The following is an 18282-nucleotide window of genomic DNA, read 5'->3' as shown; positions in this document are numbered from 1 at the left end:
TCTCCTAGAAAATTCGTATTGAATGGTGTGTCTTCCGGAATGCGAGTTTCCATGTTTTATCTCCTTGAATATGCTGGAGATACAATGTCTTTTTGCCAATTATGTTCCAAAAGGGATAAAGAGCCGCTAAAAAGGGATAGGAAAAATCTAAAGTTAAGATCGAGATCATCATGGCAAGGCATTTTCTTTTAAAACTCTTGTTTAAAGCGCGTTCATAGAGAGTTTTTGTTGATCATAAAAAAGGGGCGTGGAAACGACAAGGCACACATATATGGCTTTATGAGGTCATTATAATATGGATGCTTTTTTGTTTATATTCTTTCATAAATTTGAATTTTTGTCTCATGATAACGTCTTGGTCGATAAACATGTGATAAGTGTTACGAATGGGAATATGTTTATGTTTCATAAATAAAAGTACACTTTGCATAGAGAGCCCTTTCTCTATGTTTTCGCTATTGTATTCTTTTGACAAATGCTTTTCTTTTTGATTGTATCAAAAAGTTTAAAGAGAGACCTTGTTAGGATATAAAATGTTTTGTTCAACTTTTTTTAAAAATCGTGAAATCTATGGACCACTTTGTATTGGTTTTGATCCGAGCCATAAAGTTTTGCAATCATGGAATTTAAGCTGTGATTATAAAGGTCTAAAAGATTTTTGCGATATCCTCTTAACAGCGGTTGTGGGTAAAGTGGGGATGATAAAGCCTCAAGCAGCATTTTTTGAGCTATATGGAGTGGAAGGGCTTCAAATTCTCAAAGAACTTATTGAAAATGCGCAGGCACAAGGTTTGTTGGTTCTCGTTGATACGAAAAGAGGGGATATTGGCTCTACTGCTGAGGCTTATGGTAAAGCTTGGCTGGGTCAAAGTAGTGCGTTCAAAGCTGATGCCATAACTGTCAATCCCTTTTTAGGATTTGATGCTCTTATTCCTCTGATAAAAGTTGCAGAAGAAACAGGAGCAGGGGTTTTTGTGGTTGTTCAGTCTTCTAATCCAGAGGGGAAACAAATACGAAATGCGCTTATTGGTGATCAAACGGTTTCTGCTCATTTGGCGCAGCGTATTTTTGAATATAATAGCCAATCTTCAAGTCAATATCATCATATTGGTCCTATTGGGGCAGTGATTGGAGCAACATTAGGATCTGAATCAAAAGATACAATCGAGCAGTTAAAAAATAGTCTGTTTCTCGTTCCTGGCATTGGGGCTCAAGGGGGAACAATAACACAATTGACTCAGCAGTTTCCACAAAGATTTTGGCAGAATGTTATTCCCTCTGTATCACGCTCTATTACAGATGCTGGACGAAATAGTGTTGATTTAAAAAATGTTATCAATCATTTTGCAGAACAAGCGCAAAGCACACTAATATCTTGAGGATTTTTGCATCTGTAATAAATCTGAAAAGTTCTGAGAAAGAAGGCTTTTTAGGAGAGTGCTTCCAGTTTATCCAGAATCAGCAGTTGCTTTGTGATTTCTTTCAAAAAGCACGGATGTCTTTTCATTGAATGTTAACGGGCATTTCATGTTGAGCAAGAGGCTATGCTCTTATTGAAAGTGCAAATATTTTCAGAAGATTGCCTTAAGGGTAAAGGTTTACATCTTTTAAAAGCAAAAGCTTATGCATATTGTTACCAGTTTCCAGTTGATAAAGTTATTGCAGCGTTTGTTTCTATAAGATAGACAAACATTATCTGTGAATACATATTGTTGTTAGAGAAAAACATGTCATCAAAACAAGAAAAAACCAAAGCCCGTTTACCCCGTGGTTTTGTTGATCGTACAAGTGCACAGTTGTATGCCGCTGAAACTATGATTGCGCAAATTCGTGAAGTTTATGAACTTTACGGCTTCGAAGCATTGGAAACACCGATTTTTGAATATACGGATGTGTTGGGCAAGTTTTTACCGGATGAAGATCGTCCCAATGCGGGCGTTTTTTCGCTACAAGATGATGATGAGCAATGGATGTCTTTGCGCTATGATCTAACGGCGCCTCTTGCTCGTTATTTTGCTGAGAATTTTGAAACGTTACCAAAGCCTTATCGCAGTTATCGTCTTGGGTTTGTTTTTCGCAATGAAAAACCAGGTCCAGGGCGGTTTCGGCAATTTATGCAGTTTGATGCGGATATTGTTGGAACACCAACCGTTGCAGCTGATGCCGAAATTTGTATGATGGCAGCGGATAGTTTGGAAAAATTAGGCATTCACCAGCATGATTATGCCATTCGCTTGAATAACCGAAAAATTCTGGAAAGTGTTTTAGAGTTGATTGGTTTGGGGGAAAGGGAGCAGATTGAAAGACGCTTAACTGTTCTTCGGGCAATGGATAAACTGGATAAATTGGGTCCTGAAGGCGTGCGTTTGCTCTTGAGCAAGGGGCGTTTGGATGAAAGTGGTGACTTTACAAAAGGGGCAGAGCTTAAGGATAAAGAGATTGAGTGTATTCTTTCCTTACTGACTGTAAACGCGAAAACGGCAGAAGAAACGCTTGAGGCTCTCAGACAAGTCGTTGGTCAGAGTGCTCAGGGGCTTGAAGGCGTTCGCGATCTTGAAGAAATGCAAGCAATTTTTGTCGCTAATGGTTATCACAATCGCATTAAAATTGACCCTTCGGTGGTTCGTGGATTAGAGTATTATACGGGACCTGTTTTTGAGGCGGCATTGCTTTTTGATGTTCTCAATGATGATGGGCAAAAAGTTGTTTTTGGTTCTGTTGGTGGTGGGGGGCGCTATGACGGATTGGTGGCACGCTTTCGTGGTGAAAATATTCCGGCAACAGGTTTTTCAATCGGGGTTTCACGTTTGATTGCTGCTTTGCAAAATCTTGGAAAGTTGCCTATGAAGGAGACAACAGGACCCGTTGTGGTGTTGATGATGGATAAAGAACCAGAGGCAGTTGCGCGCTATCAAAAAATGGTGATGCAGTTGCGTGATGCGGGAATTCGTGCTGAGCTCTATTTGGGGGCATCGGGGATAAAAGCGCAGATGAAATATGCAGATCGACGTCAAGCGCCTTGTGTGGTGATCCAAGGTTCACAAGAACGTGAGAGTGGAAAAATACAGATTAAAGATTTGATTGAAGGGGCGCGTTTATCTCATGAGATCAAAGATAATCAAACATGGCGTGAAAGTCGACCAGCACAAGTGACGGTCGATGAAGAGCAATTGGTTCAAACAGTACAAGATATTTTAGCAGCCCAAAAACGATAATGATAAAAGTTTTATAGAAGCGATTGCTTGAAGTATTCGGGAAATTTGAGATTCAATTTTTAAAGTCTGTACTTTTCTCGTTTAGGCGGACTTACGTATGCGTTTAAAATCGAGTTTTTTGAGCTGGTATGGCATAAAGAGAATTTTTTTAAGAGGTAAATAAGCTCCATTTACTAAAAACGTGTCCTTCTGAGGATGCGATGATAACATCTTGGTGAACAAAAAAATTGAGGAACTCAAGGGGGGGTAGGGAATACTTTCCCAAAAGTTTATAAAAATATTGACAGTTCATATTGGCTTCATCTTTGAATTCTCATCTATTAGCATCAAATTCTTTGATGTTCTCTTCTTGGACATTACAAAATCTAGCATTATTGCAAAATAAGGGAGAACGAGAGCGTTTTATCCTAAAAGACTTTTTAAACTTCAAAAAACAATGGAATGACTTAAATCGAACAATTTTTTACAGGAGCATGTTTGGATGAATTGTAAGCTGCCATAATGGTAACTGACTGATAATGTGCATTATTTCAATAAAATCAATTCTTTAATGGAGAAATGAAAATGTCCCAATATGATTTTACCGTGCTCTATGAACGAAATCCCTTTATTTTGAAAAAACCTGAAGATATTGGAAAATCATTTAAACTTCCTCTCTCAAACTTCGAGTGTGAAGATCTTCCGCAAATTACATTTTCAGGCGCCTCGTCGTGTCGGCGTATGATTTTTGGGTTATCATTTAGTGGGTTGAAAGCTTTTTTTGTGATGTTGTGGCAAGTAGGGAAAATGCTCGATGAGGGGGATGATGTGGATTTATGGTTTGATCAGATAACGTTGGATCGTGATATTCTGGAGGATTTTTTGATTTGTGATCTTTCAAGTGAAGAACCAGAATATCTTAATTTTGAAAGTTTTAAAGAAGGTATCAAGGAATTAGAAACAAATAAAATTGTAGCGAAGGGAACAAGAGAAGGTTGCTATTTCATTAATCCTGATATTTTTGGTCTTCCTGAATGTGATGAAACTTTTGAGTTCGATGAAGAAGAAACAAAAGCATACTTTACAGAAGAACACCCCAATAAACGCCTTCTTTAACCGTTTCTCTCTTAGAGAAAAATAAAAGCGTAGAATAAATGGCTATGAGAATAGCAAGGTTGATGTTGTGTGAATTGGAATATTTGCGGGATCTGTTTTGATTCAACCCTTTTCATCAACAGTTAGTGGTGCGTATTTATGCAGGGCAGTTTTTATGCCATATTTTATTATCTTTTCATGAGATAAATTTGACGCGTGCGCTTCTTCAAACAGATCGTTGATCTGTATTTTTCTTCTTGATGTTTTGTGAACCTTGGATGATCAATTCCCTTGGAACTTAAGAGCGTTTAGACAAGGCATATTTCGTTTTTTTAGTGTTTTACCCCATGGGGACCTGCGCTTAAGATGTGCAAAAAAGTGATTTTGATTGATGCAACAGGAAACAGATTTGAAATGGAAAATATCGCGATATTTCAGTATCTTACTCAAGTTGAGGTACGCTTAAAGGATCATTATCAATCAAGATGTTGTCACGAATAGATGTTTTTAAAAAATACAAAAAGCATAAATTCCTTCTTGCGAAGGAATTTATGTTAGAAAGTTTACATTTGACAAATGTATAATTAGTCTTGAAATTAGCTTTTCAAGGCTTTTAAAACATTTTGTGGTGAAGAAACTTCATAAGGATCTGTTGCACAATTATCTGAAAAACCTGCTTCTTCAAACCATTTCTCAACCACACCATCATTAATAACGGCAGCATAGCGCCATGATCGCATGCCGAAACCAACATTGTCTTTTGCAACCAGCATACCCATTTTGCGTGTGAATTCACCAGAGCCATCGGGAATTAATTTCACGTTTTTGATATTTTGTTCTTTTCCCCAAGCATTCATGACAAAAGCATCATTGACGGAAAGGCAATAAATTTCATCAATACCCGCTTGTTTAAATTCATCATAGAGTTTTTCAAAGTCAGGCAGCTGAAAGTTTGAGCAAGTAGGCGTAAAAGCGCCAGGAAGAGAAAAAAGAATAACACGCTTTCCTTTAAAGTAAGCATCGCTGTTAACTTCTTGCCACCGATAAGGATTGTTTCCATCCATTGATTCATCGCGTACACGTGTATGAAATGTGACATTGGGAACTGTTTTTTTTACCATAAGGATGCTCCTGTATTTTTAACGAAAATTTTGTTTTAAAACAACCTTTGTATTTAAAACATATGGGAAAGATCATTTTAAATAAAAGGGCTTCTTAAAAAAATATTACTTTTAACAAGTGTGCAAATATTTCACACTTGCGTCAAGTAGAATTAACGGTCGACTTTGAATACTCTTCATCTTAAAATTAAATGAAAGAATATGAAGGTATTACCATGACCATAAAGACAGTTTTGACCACGACTTTTGAGGGGCAAAAACCGGGAACATCTGGTTTGCGCAAAAAAGTGTCTGTTTTTCAACAACCCCATTATGTGGAAAATTTTATACAGTCTCTTTTTGAGAATATTGGACCTCTTGAAGGGAAAATGTTAATTCTTGGGGGGGATGGTCGCACTTTTAATCGCACTCTTCTTCAGATTGTGTTGAAGATGGCGGCGGCGCATGGTGTTTCTTGTGTTAAAATGGGAAGGGGGGGTATTCTTTCTACACCTGCTGTTTCGCATCTTATTCGTAAAACTCATGCCCATGGTGGACTTATTCTTTCTGCAAGCCATAATCCTGGTGGTCTAGAGGGAGACTGTGGTATTAAATACAATGTTTCCAATGGTGGACCCGCTCCTAATTCTTTATGTGATGCTATTTTTGCAACATCGCAACGTCTTTCCTTTTATAAAATTCTTGAAGCACCAGATATTGATTTAGATAGGCAAGGTACGATCTTTATGGGAGCTATGCGGATTGATATTATTGATCCTGTCGCTGATTATGTTGCTTTGATGCAGGAGCTTTTTGATTTTGACTGTATTGCCAATGCCGTTGCTCGAGGTCTTACTTTACGGTTTGATGCTATGCATGCGGTAACAGGGCCGTATGCTCATGAAATTTTTGAAAAATGCTTAGGATTTTCTGAAGGGACGCTGGTTAATGGTATTCCCTTGCCAGATTTTGGAGGTGGTCATCCAGATCCAAATTTGGTTTATGCCAAGGCACTTTATGATTTATTGATGTCAGAGCAAGGACCAGATCTTGGTGCAGCCTCTGATGGTGATGGAGATCGTAACCTCATTATTGGGCGTGGGCAATTTGTCTCGCCTTCGGATTCTTTGGCTATTATGGCTGAACATGCACACCTCATTAAAGGATATCGAAAAGGTGTTGTGGGGATAGCGCGTTCTATGCCGACGGGGCGTGCTGCTGATCTGGTTGCGGAAAAACACGGATTAAACTTTTTTGAAACGCCAACGGGATGGAAGTTTTTTGGAACTCTTTTAGATGCTGGGAAAATAACATTTTGTGGTGAAGAAAGCTTTGGAACCGGCTCTCATCACATCCGCGAAAAAGATGGTTTATGGGCTGTCTTATTTTGGTTAAATCTTTTAGCGGTAACAGGGAAAACGGTTGCACAAATTGTTCAACAGCATTGGCACAGCTATGGGCGTTTTTACACGTTACGGCATGATTATGAAGAAGTCGAAGCAGATAAAGCTTTGGAACTTATAGAACATTTGCGTACGCACTTACCACATGCAGGAACTGAAATTGCTGGCTTTTCCGTCAAAAAAGCAGATGATTTTACGTATCATGATCCTGTTGATCAGAGCGTTAGTACACGACAAGGTATCCGTATTTTTTTTGAAAATGGTGCACGGTTGGTGGTTCGTTTATCGGGAACAGGGACGTGTGGTGCTACTTTACGACTTTATTTTGAACAGTATGAAAGTGATCCGCGCAAACACAATTTTAATCCGCAAGAAGTTCTCCAACCTTTGCAACAGGTGGCACTAAAACTATTAAACATACAACAAGCATTGGGACGAGATCGCCCTGATATTATCACCTAAGATCATTGGAATGTTTTTTGTAAAGCTATGATGATTGATCACATGGGGTATGATTTTAGGGGCGTGATTTCTTTGCTATAAGAGAGAGGCTCCATTTTCAAGCTCGCTTTGTTTTGTTCTCTTTTACATGTCAATTGGATTCCTAAAACTGCGTTTTTTTTAAAACCGAATGCTCTAGGTAATTATAATCAGGCATAATCGGGAATTTATGTCCAATGATTTCTAATGGTTTGATAGCAATGTTTGTTTAATAGGGGGATATTCCTCATGCAAAAAAAATACGATCATTGTTGCACCTTTCATATGGTTGTCTTAAAGAAAGCTTCTCTCTCAAAACACTAAAAAACGCATCTTATGCGTGTTGCTTTTGAAAGGGATAAGCGGACATCCATTGAGCAGCACCATTTTTACGCTTATGAGAGAGTGAGCCGGCATCATCATTCACTTTGCCTGCTTTCAATGTTGGCTCTTATATTTGAGAGTATTTAGTCTTTTGAATAATCGTTTTACACGGCTCTTCCTATTTGTAACATGCAAGTAAAAGGCTTTTGGTTTATTCAATGTAAAAGGGGTTGAGAGAATCTCATCTTATTTATTGGCTCTCATTCAATATACAAAATCATTAACTATGATTATAAAGCAGTCTGTTCTCTAACATTATGACTGTTATCTTTACTTAAATAAAAGGTTAAGTTGAGGGCATCGTTTGCTTGTTTCTCAGTTTTTAGCTCTTTGAGAGCGTTTTATTCAGAGATGTTCCTTTTCTAATTGTTTTTTATCCATTCGTTAATTGCATTGGTGATTTGTAAGACAATGATTTTGATTCATTTATGAGAGAATGAAGTGAGTAAATTTTATGATATGCGGGGGGCTCATTTAAGTTATATAATGATCAATCATTTTTATAAACTCATGTATGGTATGTGATGATAGCATTCATGAACACAGTTGGCAGATGAGGGTTGAAACAAAGAGAAATGTTTTTCTAAAATATGGACAATAAGCACTTCTTGCTTTATGACCAGTCATAATGAATGATTGTTCTTTTAAAAGGGGAATTTATGACCCAATATCCCAAATGTCTTCGTTGTGATTGTCTTTATACTTATGAAGATGGTGAAAAATTTGTGTGTCCTGAGTGCGCACATGAATGGCCACAAAAAAACGATGATACGGTTCTTTCCGATACTGTTTATGATGCCAATGGTCAGATTTTAACAAACGGAGATACCGTTATGGTGATAAAAGATCTGAAGGTAAAAGGCGCTTCATCTGTTTTAAAAGGTGGTACTAAGGTAAAGAATATTCGCTTGGTGGATGGGGATCATAATATTGATTGCAAAATTCCAGGGATTGGTCAGATGAGCTTAAAGTCAGAGTTTGTGAAAAAAGTTTAAGCCTTTATCCTCTTGCAATTGTTTTTGGATTTTATTGGTTTTCTGTTTTTACATTCTTCTCTAATTGGGCATATTTTTCTCCAATGGCTTCTTTTCTTGTTTTATAGATTACACCAATCAGATAGAGGCAATATGTTTTCTTTTATTGTATTGCAAAGCCGTGTATTGCGGAGAAATAGAGACTCGATCTTTTCTTTTAATATGCGGTTATGGATGGCGTTGGATGTTGACTTGCATGCAATAGTAAAAGTATGCGCTTTATGAGAAGAACCACGCGGTAAAGTAGATAAACTTATTCTTGTTTGAATTGAAGAAATATTCTCATTTTTTTATCAGATAAGTTCTCAAATAACTATAATAGATTTGGCTTCAATGTATTTATTTTTTATGGAGAGTTACACCGTTTGCATCATGTTTATGGAAATGAGATTGAAAATGATAGAGGCGGAATTCTTGATTTTAAGAATGGAAAAAGGACGGTATGATCTTGATAAGGTCGTATTGCCATGCATTTTCCAGCTATTAGAACAGCCTCTTATAAAAGTGTGCATGAGAGCTATTAGAAATATTTTTTTTATTATCCATTTTGTGCTGTGTAAGCGGATGGTTTTTATTGATGCAATAAAAACAGAATTGAAATAAGAAGAATGTCAGAATTCTCATTCAAGTTGCAAAATGTAATCTTTGTCGATTATATGATATAACATATTGATTTATAATGATAAAGTTGCGTATTCATATTGAATTAGAACTCCGAATAACGTGGGATTTACTCATTTCAAATCTCTCCCATGTTGAATCAATTAAAATCACTTTCTTGCACACCACAAGCGGGGCTGGCGTGTGGGTAAAAACTGTACAAGAAAGGATTAAAAATGGCTCTTATGAACCGTCTTAAGTGCCAAGGGCTGTCGTAACATTGGGGACTGGCAAATATAATTGATGGTGCCGACTTGCTACAAAAAGTATTTTGCGTGATTTTATCGTTGGGGAAGCTGAAAAATATGGAGAAAATGGGTACTCTATTTTGCAATGTTTTTTTGGGGTTTTCTTTTTTGGGTTTTCTTTTTTGGGTTTTCTTTTTTGGGTTTTCTTTTTTGGGTTTTCTTTTTTTGTAACCGGTCGTGTTTTCTTGCATGAAAATAAATTTAAAGTGCATGCCCATGCCTTGTAATTCTGTGGATGTCATTATTGTTTTGTTGAAACAACTTATGCTTTTTAAAGGGGGTTTTGAAATCTTTTTAAGGCATACGTGGAGGTGAAAGGTGAATGAAGGTATCATTATTGGACAGATTGTTTTAACAGTACTGTATTTTTATGGCTGCATAGTTTACTTCTAAAATTTCAGGAATAAAATGATGTAAGATTTTTGCATTCCATGTTTGAGTGCTGTTGAAGAGGGGCAATCGGTGGGTTATCTTACCTATTGAGACTAATATTTATTGTGGCATGGCTTCAACGCCTAAAACTTCAGGGATAAAATGGCGTAGAAGATTTTCAATACCATGTTTGAGGGTTGCCGTTGAAGAGGGACATCCAGCGCAGGAGCCCCGCATATTGAGATAAACAATACCATTTTCAAATCCGCGAAAAGTAATGTCTCCACCATCATTGGCAACGGCTGGGCGGATACGCGTTTCGAGCAGCTCTTTAATGGTTAAGACAATATCGGCATCTTTTTCGTCATAAAATTCTTCGTTAAGGGCATGGGTTTGTGCTTGTGTTGTAGCGTTGGTGGTGATCACTGGCTCATTGGATAGAAAATGTTCCATGATTGTGCCTAAAATGACAGGCTTGAGATGTTGCCATTCCCCTTCTTTTTTGCTTACGGTGATAAAATCATAGCCTAAAAAGACACCATTGATATTAGGAATATTAAACAGTTTAGCTGCCAAAGGTGAGTTTTTAGCTGCTTCTTCAGGGTCACGAAATTCTAATACACCCTCAGAAAGAACCACGCGTCCTGGCAGAAATTTAAGTGTTGCAGGGTTTGGGGTGGTTTCAGTTTGAATAAACATAAACTCTCCTTTTTAATGAAGGATTGGGAAGATCTTACATTGTAGAATATTATATTTTTTAGGCAATAGATCTAATATCTTCATCGGCAAGATTGCTAGGAATAACAATGACAGGAATTGAAAAAGCTGTCCCTTTATTCCCGATTAATTGAACAAGGGGGCCTGGTCCTTCTGTATGTCCACTGGCGGCTAAAACAATGAGTGCAATCCTTTTATCTTCGTCGATCAGCTTGGAAATCTCATCAATTTTTTTTCCTTCACGCACCACTATTTCTGTTTCAAGCGCATGGGTGGTGCGGACTTCACTGGCAATGCCTCCTAATATTTTATGAGCACTTTGCGTTGATTCTGTGCGCATAACGTTGTTTACACCCAGAAAGTGTTGAAACTCCACACTATCAACGACACAAAGTAATACCAATGTTCTATTGGTATTTTGGGCATGCTGTGCGGCAAACGCAACGGCACGCCGACACTCTGGTGTTTCATCAATAATGACTAAGTTCTTTTTCTTGGGTTCTTTTTTCGGATTTTTGGGTTTGGAAATCATGCACTTTCTCTATTTTGTACAAACGACTTTTTGCTCTCTACAGTTTTTAGTTTTATTATTTTTTATGTATCGTGCAAAAATCCAATAATTTCACGAATTTTTTTCATATTTTCTTCTGCGAGCATACTAGCACGTTTAGCGCCATCATGCAAAACAGAGTCGATATAATCGCTTTCTTGATGCAGTCGACGTAATTCTTCTGTTATAGGGGCAAGCTTATGGACAGCAAGGTCGGCTAGAGCTGTTTTAAAATGCGAAAATTGTTGACCAGAAAATTCTAAGAGAATCTTTTCTTTGCTAACGTTAGCAAAGGCGGCATAAATACCAAGCAGGTTATCCACTTCTGGTCGTTCTTTTAAAGCGGTAAGGGTATCGGGAAGAGGAGCCGAATCCGTTTTGGCTTTGCGTATTTTTTTGGCGATAAGATCAGCATCATCGGTCAAATTAATGCGTGAAAAATCTGAAGGATCTGATTTTGACATTTTTTTCGTCCCATCGCGCAAAGACATAACGCGTGTGGCTGTTGTTCCAATAAGCGCCTCTGGGAGGGGAAAAAAGCCTTGTCTTTTTTCTTCATCCGTTTGCATAGAGATACCAAAATTTAATTCGGCAATACGCTGTGCATAGTCGTTGTTAAATTTTTGTGCAATATCGCGTGTGAGTTCAACATGCTGTTTTTGATCTTCGCCTACTGGAACATGCGTTGCACGATAGACTAAAATATCAGCAGCCATCAAAGTGGGATAGGCAAAAAGCCCGAGAGATGCTTTTTCGCGATCTTTACCTGCTTTATCTTTAAATTGTGTCATGCGTTGAAGCCAGCCGATACGGGCAACACAATTAAAAATCCAGGCGAGTTCAGCATGTTGAAAAACACGTGATTGGTTAAAAATAATGTGTTTTTGAGGATCAATACCGCAGGCTAAAAAGGCTGCTGTTACTGTTCTGATGGATTCGCGCAAAGTAAGGGGATCTGGGTTGACTGTGAGCGCATGCATATCCACAACACAATAGAGGCAGTGATGAGAGTTTTGCAGTTCAACCCAACGCTGAATGGCTCCAAGATAATTGCCAAGATGTAAATGACCACTCGGTTGTACGCCGGAAAAGACAAGTGGTGTGAAGGTATCCATAGGAGTGCTCTTTCTTCAATTAAGGTTATTCGTTTTATTGTTTTTGACAAAGTATGATACTATGGGCGTTTTTTCAAATTTTTAAGCGTGTGAAAAAAAGAACGAGTGTTGAATAAAAAATAGGCACTAAAATAGATCAAGTATACGCCAAGCATGATCCCAGCTAAGGTGCTGGCGCGCAAGAAAAAGGATGCTTGTGAGGATAAAGGAAAAGACAAAAACCCAAATACATTCAATCCATAATAGAGGGCTAGTGCACTCAAAAGGGTTGCCATTATGAGACATAATATTCGCTTTATCAGTTGGAAGTCGTATTTCCAATAACCGCGTTTAATAAGGACACCCCAAAGCAACAGGGTGTTGACCCATCCAGAGGTAATTTCAGCAATAACAATGCCTCGTGCAGAAAAAGAAGGAAATAATGTTAAGGCGAGACTGATATTGATGAAAACGCAAATACCTGTAAAAATCATCGGTGTTTTGGTATCTTCATGGGCAAAAAAATTAGGAATAAAGATCTTAATGAGAACAAAAGCTGGAAGTCCTAGTCCATAAAGTTCCAATAATTGTGCAACATGGTGTGTTGATTGACTGGTAAATTGTCCTCGCTCAAAGAGCAAACTGACAATGGGGGTGGAGAGCAGCAAAAAAGCGATGGATGCTGGAAGTGTTAACAATAGCGTTAATTCAATAGAGCGGTTTTGTAAATGGTGGGTTTCTTCATGCTTTTTGCTTCGCAAAGCGCGTGTTAATTCTGGTAAAAGAACGGTTGCAACGGCAATGGCGATTACGCCTAGAGGCAATTGATAAAGACGATCAGCGTACATTAAAGAAGAGACAGCACCCGATTGACTAGAAGCAATGTTGGTATTAATGAGCAAATTAATTTGTGTGATGCCGCCCGTTATGGCCGCTGGGAATGCTAAAGTTAATAGCTTGCGAACATTAGGTGTTAAGTTGGGACGGCGGAAGAAAATTTTCATGCCACTTTGACGCAAAGCAAGGGCAATTAAGGTGAGTTGAAGAAGCCCTGCAGCCAATACACCCCAAGAGAGATTTAAGCCGATATGCCAAGCGTCAAGTTTATAGATCCAAGCATAGGCAAGCACACCAATCAGTATAATATTTAAAAAGAGTGGGGCAATGGCGGCAATAAAATAGCGTCGCAGAGCATTAAGCATGCCTCCCATCATGGCAGCAAGCGACATACAGGTTAAATAGGGAAACATGATTGCAGTAAAGTGAATTGTAGCGTTAAACTTTGTTGCATCTTCTGTAAAACCTGGGGCAATAATGGTTCGTACTAAAAAAGGCATACTCAGTTCCATTGCAATCGTTAACAGTAAGAGCAGCGAAAAGAGAACGCCAAAGACTTCCTCTGCAAATTTGCATGCCGTTTCTTGACCGTCTTCAGTGATTTTTTTTGCAAAAAGAGGAATGAAAGCAGCGTTAAAGGCACCTTCAGCAAAAAAACGACGAAATGTGTTGGGAAAACGAAAAGCAGCGTTAAAGGCATCAGAAACAGGACCGGTCCCTAGGGCTGCTGCCATAAGCATTTCGCGTACGAAGCCAAAAATACGGCTCATAAGGGTTCCGGAAGCAACTGTTGCAATTTTTTTTATCAATGTCATAAAGATATATCGGTTTTGTTGTAAAAGAGGAGTGATGACAGGAGAAATAAACCGTTCTAAATCGTAAAAATCTAATCTGTATCCCAATCAAGGATACTTTTTGTAAGCGTTGTACGACGGTGTTTATCGTTCTGTCAACAATGCTGTTTAAAGACTTTTTTATGCTCCTTGTTTACTGTTGCATTACAATTTTTATTGTTGCCATAAAATAATTAAATTTTCTTTTTCAAACTGAAATATAGAAGCGATATCATAACAGTTTGAAGGGACATATGGGGATCTATGATGATAATTCCTCTTTATGGTGTGATGTTGTGAATAGTGCAACCCAATACCGTTCTGTTTTATGTAAGGGGCGTGACCCTATTAAAGAACGCAAATAAAATAAAGCGTGAAGCAATGTGCAATCTCCATTATTTATCCATTATTTAAAAGACAGTACTTTGAGATGTTTTTAAAAGTCGTAAGGCTGAGCTAAAAGGTGATGGCAAAGCTCGTAATTGGTTTTTACCTTTACGGCTTTATATTCTCCAAAAATTAAGATATTCCCCAAATTAGGTTGCTTTCCGTTTTGGAGATTACATAAACAAGAAAATAGGAAGATATAATCGTTCAACAGCGCTTTGTCTGTTTTTAACACGACAAGTAATGAAAGTGATTAATTATCATTTTCAAAAATGATTGATCCTTTCATTTTGTCTGTTCGGGTTTCTATTCACAGTTGATGAGGATAAAATCTGAGAAAATAAGATAAATCTGCTCTCTCATGGTTTCTATTCACAGTTGAGGTGCAACTCATTTGCCGATGAAGGCAGGCGGGTAAAGGCTATCATTTTTACCAGATGGGGAAAAAGTTAAAGTTTATGAACCCTTTAGATATTCATTGCCATTGCTTTTGTGTGCTTTGTTTTGTGAGGTTGAATATTTTTTGTCTTTTAGGATTCTGATTGACGTTTTCTGTCATTTTTTGCACTTTAATTGCCTCTTGATCAAGAGTGTTGGAACATTTTTTTTCATTATTTTTCTTTATAGATTGATGCTGGTTTGGTGCTAAGTGCTCATCGAGTTTATGGTTATAAAAATACATGGGGTGTATATGCTGTCCTATCTCTTTTATCTGCTTGACTATTTCCATAATCTCTTTTGCTTTAACGGTTGATGTGCCAAGACTCTTCGCAAGTCTTTCAGGATTATTTTCCTTTATAGCTTCATGCTCGCTTGAGGATAAGCGCTCATTGATTTTTTTGATATAAGTTCTTATCTCCCCTCTTAATTCAGGAGAGCTTGATAACGTTTCTTGCTGTTGTGCTTTTGACACGGAAAAGAGATTTGTCATCCAAGCTTGAGGAATTTTTACCGACTGTTCACACCGCCTTTGTTTTACATGATGGGTATGGAGAATGTCTCTTTCTGTTTGTTTAAAAATATTGATATAGCGGTCAATGGCTCTACAGAGGGGCAAAATATTTTCTTCAGCATGGGCGCGCGCGTTGTTTTTTATGCCAAATACATTGCTACCAGAAAGCTTAGAAATAGATTGCGGAGAGGTGGCAATTTGATAGGTGAGCTGTTCTCCTTCAGTATGATTTTCATGGATCATCTCAATTCTTTCTCGCAAAATATGACGATTGCCATAAATGATTTGGCACAAAGTTTCGATTTCTTTTCTTCTTGCTTGAATGGATGCGTTGTTTTTTATCTTTGTGGCAATTTCATTGTTGGTAAGGGGGGCTATTGTTTCTGCGGGGATAAGCACTTCTTGCTGATTTTGAACTTTTGGTGCTGTAAAGGAGAGTGCGTCACCGATTTTTAATGTCTGTATTTGCTCTGGGGTGAGATCTTTTTTATTTCCCAAGATGAAAATCCCGTTGGCATCAAGCATGAAGCCATTGGGACCACTGCCTCTGTAGAAGCCTTTATAGGTATGACCTTCTTTCGCTGTTGTAATAAGATGATGATGAATATTTTCAAACCCAATATGTTTCATATTGTCCATGAATTCTTTTAAAATAAGTATTTTTTCTGGATTTGAGATATCCTCAAGCAGATGTTTCATCTCTTCCTTATCGTTATGTTTTAGCGATGCAATGCTGGCAAGATTCATGCGTTTTTCTGTTACAAGAGAAAAGTCGAGTGGGTGGCCTGCAACTTGCCCAAGTTTTTCAAAAAACATTCGTTGTGTACGCCCATTACCTTCTCTGAAGGGGTGCGTATAGTTGAGTTGTATCATCATTTCAGTAACATGTTCCACAAATGTTTCGCGGGTTAAGCCTTTTAAACTATTCGTTTCAGCAAGTATTTTATCTAAATTTTCTAGTCCCTCTTGTATTTGTTGTGCTGAAGCAAAAGAAATACCGGCTTTTTTCATCATTGGCATATAAGCAACGGTACCATCTTCAAATGTAAAAGGTTTTTCGCGTGTTTGTCCGGCCCATTCAAAAGTATTTTTAAATAGGGTGTGATGAATATATTGGAGATATGTAAAGGTTAGTTTTTGTGGTGGGGCTTCTTGGCGTAGATGAATGATTTCTTTTGTTGTATCATGGGCACACTGCTCTTTTAATTTTTTATAGTCTTTTATTCCATATTTATTTTTTAAGGTGATACTATTAGGGTAAAAGAAATTACGGTACATCGTCTTATTTTTTTCGGCTTCAGGCGATGAGGGTAATTTCTCTTGCAAGGTGAGAGGGACGGTGTTCGTTTTTTTTGTACCAGTGTCCCAGTATGCCATTGCTTTTTTTGGGGGCTGTTTTGTTCTTTCTTGATGATCGGAACGTTTTTCCTTTGTTATTTGGACAGATATTGGATCATTTGTCGCTGTATTGCTGGTCTGTAAAATGTTTTTTGGGAAATCTTTTTGCATTTGCCTCATGGAGGAAGCAGATTGAGCCATTGGTTTGGCCTTTTGTTCTTGTTTTTGCAAACTTTGGGGCATAACTTCAATGCTGTCATGTAAAGCATGAGGGGCAATCCATGGTGAAAAATGGGCTTTTTTCTTTTTCTTTGTTTGAATGGATGCGGTATCTTTTCTCTTTTCAGTTATTTCAGCGTTTGTGAGAACAGCTCTTTTTTTTTCTGGAAGAAATGTTTTTTGCTGGGTTTTTTCTGAGTTTTGAGCTTTTGGTGCTGTAAAGGAGAGGGCGTCACCGATTTTTAATGTTTGTATTTGCTCTGGGGTGAGATCTCTTTTATTTCCCAAGATGAAAATCCCATTGGCATCAAGCATGAAGCCATTGGGACCACTGCCTCTATAGGTACCATGATAGGTTTCTCCTTCTTTTGCGACGACAGCGAGATAATAATTTTTTTCACCCAATCCAAGCTCTCTCATAGAGTTGGTGAATTCTTGTAAAATGAGCAATTTTTCTGGATTTGAGATATCCTCAAGCAGATGCCTCATAGGTTCTGGATCGCCATGTTCCATGGCAGCAGTGCGGACAAAGTCTTTACGTTTTTTGCTGACAAGAGAAAAGTCTAGCTCATGTCCTGCTGCTTGAGCTAGTTTTTCAACAAACAGTCTCTTTGTGCGCCTATTGCCCTCTCTGAAAGGATGCAAGTGGTGCAAATCTATCATTATCCCAGCGGCTTGTTCAACAAATTCTTCGCGAGTTAAGCCTTGTAAATTATTCTTTTCAGAAAGCGTTTTATCTAACTTTTCTAATCCCTCTTGTATTTTTCTGCCAATCGCAAAAGGTTTTGTAAATTCTTTTCTTTTCAAAATGGGCATAGAAGCAACAGTGCCATCTTCAAATGTAAAAGGTGCTTGGCGGGTTTGTCCGGCCCATTCAAATGCACGGGAAAAGAGGCGTTGATGAAGATATTTTAGATAGGAGGAATTAAACTGCTCTGGTGGTGGCTCTTGGCGCAGTTTTATCATTTCTTTTTTTACATCATCACAACATCGTTCTTTTAATATTTCTTTATCTTTAATGCGGTATTTATTTTTAAGCACTTTGCTATTGGGACAAAAGAAATTTTGCGATGCTTTATTGATTTGCTTTGAAATGGCGGCATTAATTGCAAGATGTTGTTCTTGCAATTCTTCCTGTGTGGAAGAGGCACAATGTTTAGTGTTTTCTTTCATGTATATTTCCTTTCAAAGGATAACATTATTTTTTGAAAGCTTTTTTACATTTTTTGCCTTTTATTATTTTCATAGCGTTTTCTTCAAAGAAGAATGTCCATTTGAATGATTGAAAAAATTGACTTTATTCGTATGGGGCTAAGTTAATCCTAGAACAAAGTTAAAGATTGTAATTTTTATGAAGTCTTGTCGTAAAATTTTATCAATGAATT

General features: G+C 37.8%; 11 protein-coding genes and 2 pseudogenes. 6 read left to right on the top strand and 7 right to left on the bottom strand.

Translation table 11 applies throughout. The features are described 5' to 3' along the window. The first annotated feature begins 533 nt into the window (after positions 1-533). The 3 genes from pyrF to PVV60_RS05505 all read left to right on the top strand — a co-directional run bounded on the left by pyrF (position 534) and on the right by PVV60_RS05505 (position 4310). Positions 534-1379, top strand: a complete 846-nt coding sequence (gene pyrF, locus PVV60_RS05515; protein WP_273723711.1) for an orotidine-5'-phosphate decarboxylase — start codon at positions 534-536, stop codon at positions 1377-1379. A gap of 348 nt (positions 1380-1727) precedes the next feature. After that, positions 1728-3215, top strand: coding sequence for a histidine--tRNA ligase (gene hisS, locus PVV60_RS05510; RefSeq protein ID WP_273723710.1), 1488 nt, complete (start codon positions 1728-1730; stop codon positions 3213-3215). A 564-nt stretch (positions 3216-3779) separates the two neighbouring features. Continuing rightward, positions 3780-4310 (top strand): replication protein, encoded by a 531-nt coding sequence (locus tag PVV60_RS05505; RefSeq protein WP_273723709.1) that lies wholly within the window; start codon positions 3780-3782, stop codon positions 4308-4310. A gap of 575 nt (positions 4311-4885) precedes the next feature. Here PVV60_RS05505 and PVV60_RS05500 read toward each other — a convergent pair. Then, a complete protein-coding gene (locus PVV60_RS05500; RefSeq protein WP_273723708.1) occupies positions 4886-5410 on the bottom strand; it encodes a peroxiredoxin in 525 nt (174 codons plus the stop codon). Between the two features lie 215 nt (positions 5411-5625). On the opposite strand from PVV60_RS05500, the gene PVV60_RS05495 reads away from it, so the two are divergent. Together PVV60_RS05495 and PVV60_RS05490 are read left to right on the top strand one after the other, a co-directional pair. Beyond that, a complete protein-coding gene (locus PVV60_RS05495; RefSeq protein ID WP_273723707.1) occupies positions 5626-7254 on the top strand; it encodes an alpha-D-glucose phosphate-specific phosphoglucomutase in 1629 nt (542 codons plus the stop codon). Between the two features lie 1061 nt (positions 7255-8315). After that, positions 8316-8651 (top strand): zinc ribbon domain-containing protein YjdM, encoded by a 336-nt coding sequence (locus tag PVV60_RS05490; RefSeq protein WP_273723706.1) that lies wholly within the window; start codon positions 8316-8318, stop codon positions 8649-8651. A gap of 799 nt (positions 8652-9450) precedes the next feature. Here the strand turns inward: PVV60_RS05490 and PVV60_RS05485 are convergent. The 5 genes from PVV60_RS05485 to murJ all read right to left on the bottom strand — a co-directional run bounded on the left by PVV60_RS05485 (position 9451) and on the right by murJ (position 13983). Next, complete coding sequence (locus PVV60_RS05485; protein WP_273723705.1) at positions 9451-9810, bottom strand: hypothetical protein; 360 nt, start codon at positions 9808-9810, stop codon at positions 9451-9453. A 280-nt stretch (positions 9811-10090) separates the two neighbouring features. Then, on the bottom strand, positions 10091-10669 hold the full coding sequence (locus PVV60_RS05480) for a NifU family protein (RefSeq protein WP_273723704.1): 579 nt from the start codon (positions 10667-10669) through the stop codon (positions 10091-10093). Between the two features lie 58 nt (positions 10670-10727). Then, on the bottom strand, positions 10728-11219 hold the full coding sequence (locus PVV60_RS05475; protein ID WP_273723703.1) for a universal stress protein: 492 nt from the start codon (positions 11217-11219) through the stop codon (positions 10728-10730). 62 nt (positions 11220-11281) lie between these two features. Beyond that, positions 11282-12352: a tryptophan--tRNA ligase gene (gene trpS, locus PVV60_RS05470; RefSeq protein ID WP_273723702.1), complete on the bottom strand. Its 1071-nt coding sequence runs from the start codon at positions 12350-12352 to the stop codon at positions 11282-11284. 59 nt (positions 12353-12411) lie between these two features. Then, positions 12412-13983, bottom strand: coding sequence for a murein biosynthesis integral membrane protein MurJ (gene murJ / locus PVV60_RS05465; RefSeq protein ID WP_273723714.1), 1572 nt, complete (start codon positions 13981-13983; stop codon positions 12412-12414). Between the two features lie 323 nt (positions 13984-14306). Here murJ and PVV60_RS05460 point away from each other — a divergent pair. After that, positions 14307-14535, top strand: a pseudogene (locus PVV60_RS05460) (integrase); the annotation flags it as partial. A 320-nt stretch (positions 14536-14855) separates the two neighbouring features. Here the strand turns inward: PVV60_RS05460 and PVV60_RS05455 are convergent. Next, positions 14856-18070: pseudogene (locus tag PVV60_RS05455) on the bottom strand (BID domain-containing T4SS effector). Between the last annotated feature and the right edge of the window lie 212 nt (positions 18071-18282).

Origin of the sequence: Bartonella sp. AU18XJBT (assembly GCF_028618595.1) — a bacterium.
Taxonomy (GTDB): domain Bacteria; phylum Pseudomonadota; class Alphaproteobacteria; order Rhizobiales; family Rhizobiaceae; genus Bartonella.
Note: the sequence above shows the minus strand (reverse complement) of the source record. Positions and strands in the feature narration are given on the sequence as shown.

What these genes read in the sequence shown, in the direction of transcription:
- pyrF (WP_273723711.1), top strand. Translation starts at nt 534, where the DNA reads ATGTTTTGTTCAACTTTTTTTAAAAATCGTGAAATCTATGGACCACTT.
- hisS (WP_273723710.1), top strand. Translation starts at nt 1,728, where the DNA reads ATGTCATCAAAACAAGAAAAAACCAAAGCCCGTTTACCCCGTGGTTTT.
- PVV60_RS05505 (WP_273723709.1), top strand. Translation starts at nt 3,780, where the DNA reads ATGTCCCAATATGATTTTACCGTGCTCTATGAACGAAATCCCTTTATT.
- PVV60_RS05500 (WP_273723708.1), bottom strand. Translation starts at nt 5,410, where the DNA reads ATGGTAAAAAAAACAGTTCCCAATGTCACATTTCATACACGTGTACGC.
- PVV60_RS05495 (WP_273723707.1), top strand. Translation starts at nt 5,626, where the DNA reads ATGACCATAAAGACAGTTTTGACCACGACTTTTGAGGGGCAAAAACCG.
- PVV60_RS05490 (WP_273723706.1), top strand. Translation starts at nt 8,316, where the DNA reads ATGACCCAATATCCCAAATGTCTTCGTTGTGATTGTCTTTATACTTAT.
- PVV60_RS05485 (WP_273723705.1), bottom strand. Translation starts at nt 9,810, where the DNA reads ATGCACTTTAAATTTATTTTCATGCAAGAAAACACGACCGGTTACAAA.
- PVV60_RS05480 (WP_273723704.1), bottom strand. Translation starts at nt 10,669, where the DNA reads ATGTTTATTCAAACTGAAACCACCCCAAACCCTGCAACACTTAAATTT.
- PVV60_RS05475 (WP_273723703.1), bottom strand. Translation starts at nt 11,219, where the DNA reads ATGATTTCCAAACCCAAAAATCCGAAAAAAGAACCCAAGAAAAAGAAC.
- trpS (WP_273723702.1), bottom strand. Translation starts at nt 12,352, where the DNA reads ATGGATACCTTCACACCACTTGTCTTTTCCGGCGTACAACCGAGTGGT.
- murJ (WP_273723714.1), bottom strand. Translation starts at nt 13,983, where the DNA reads ATGACATTGATAAAAAAAATTGCAACAGTTGCTTCCGGAACCCTTATG.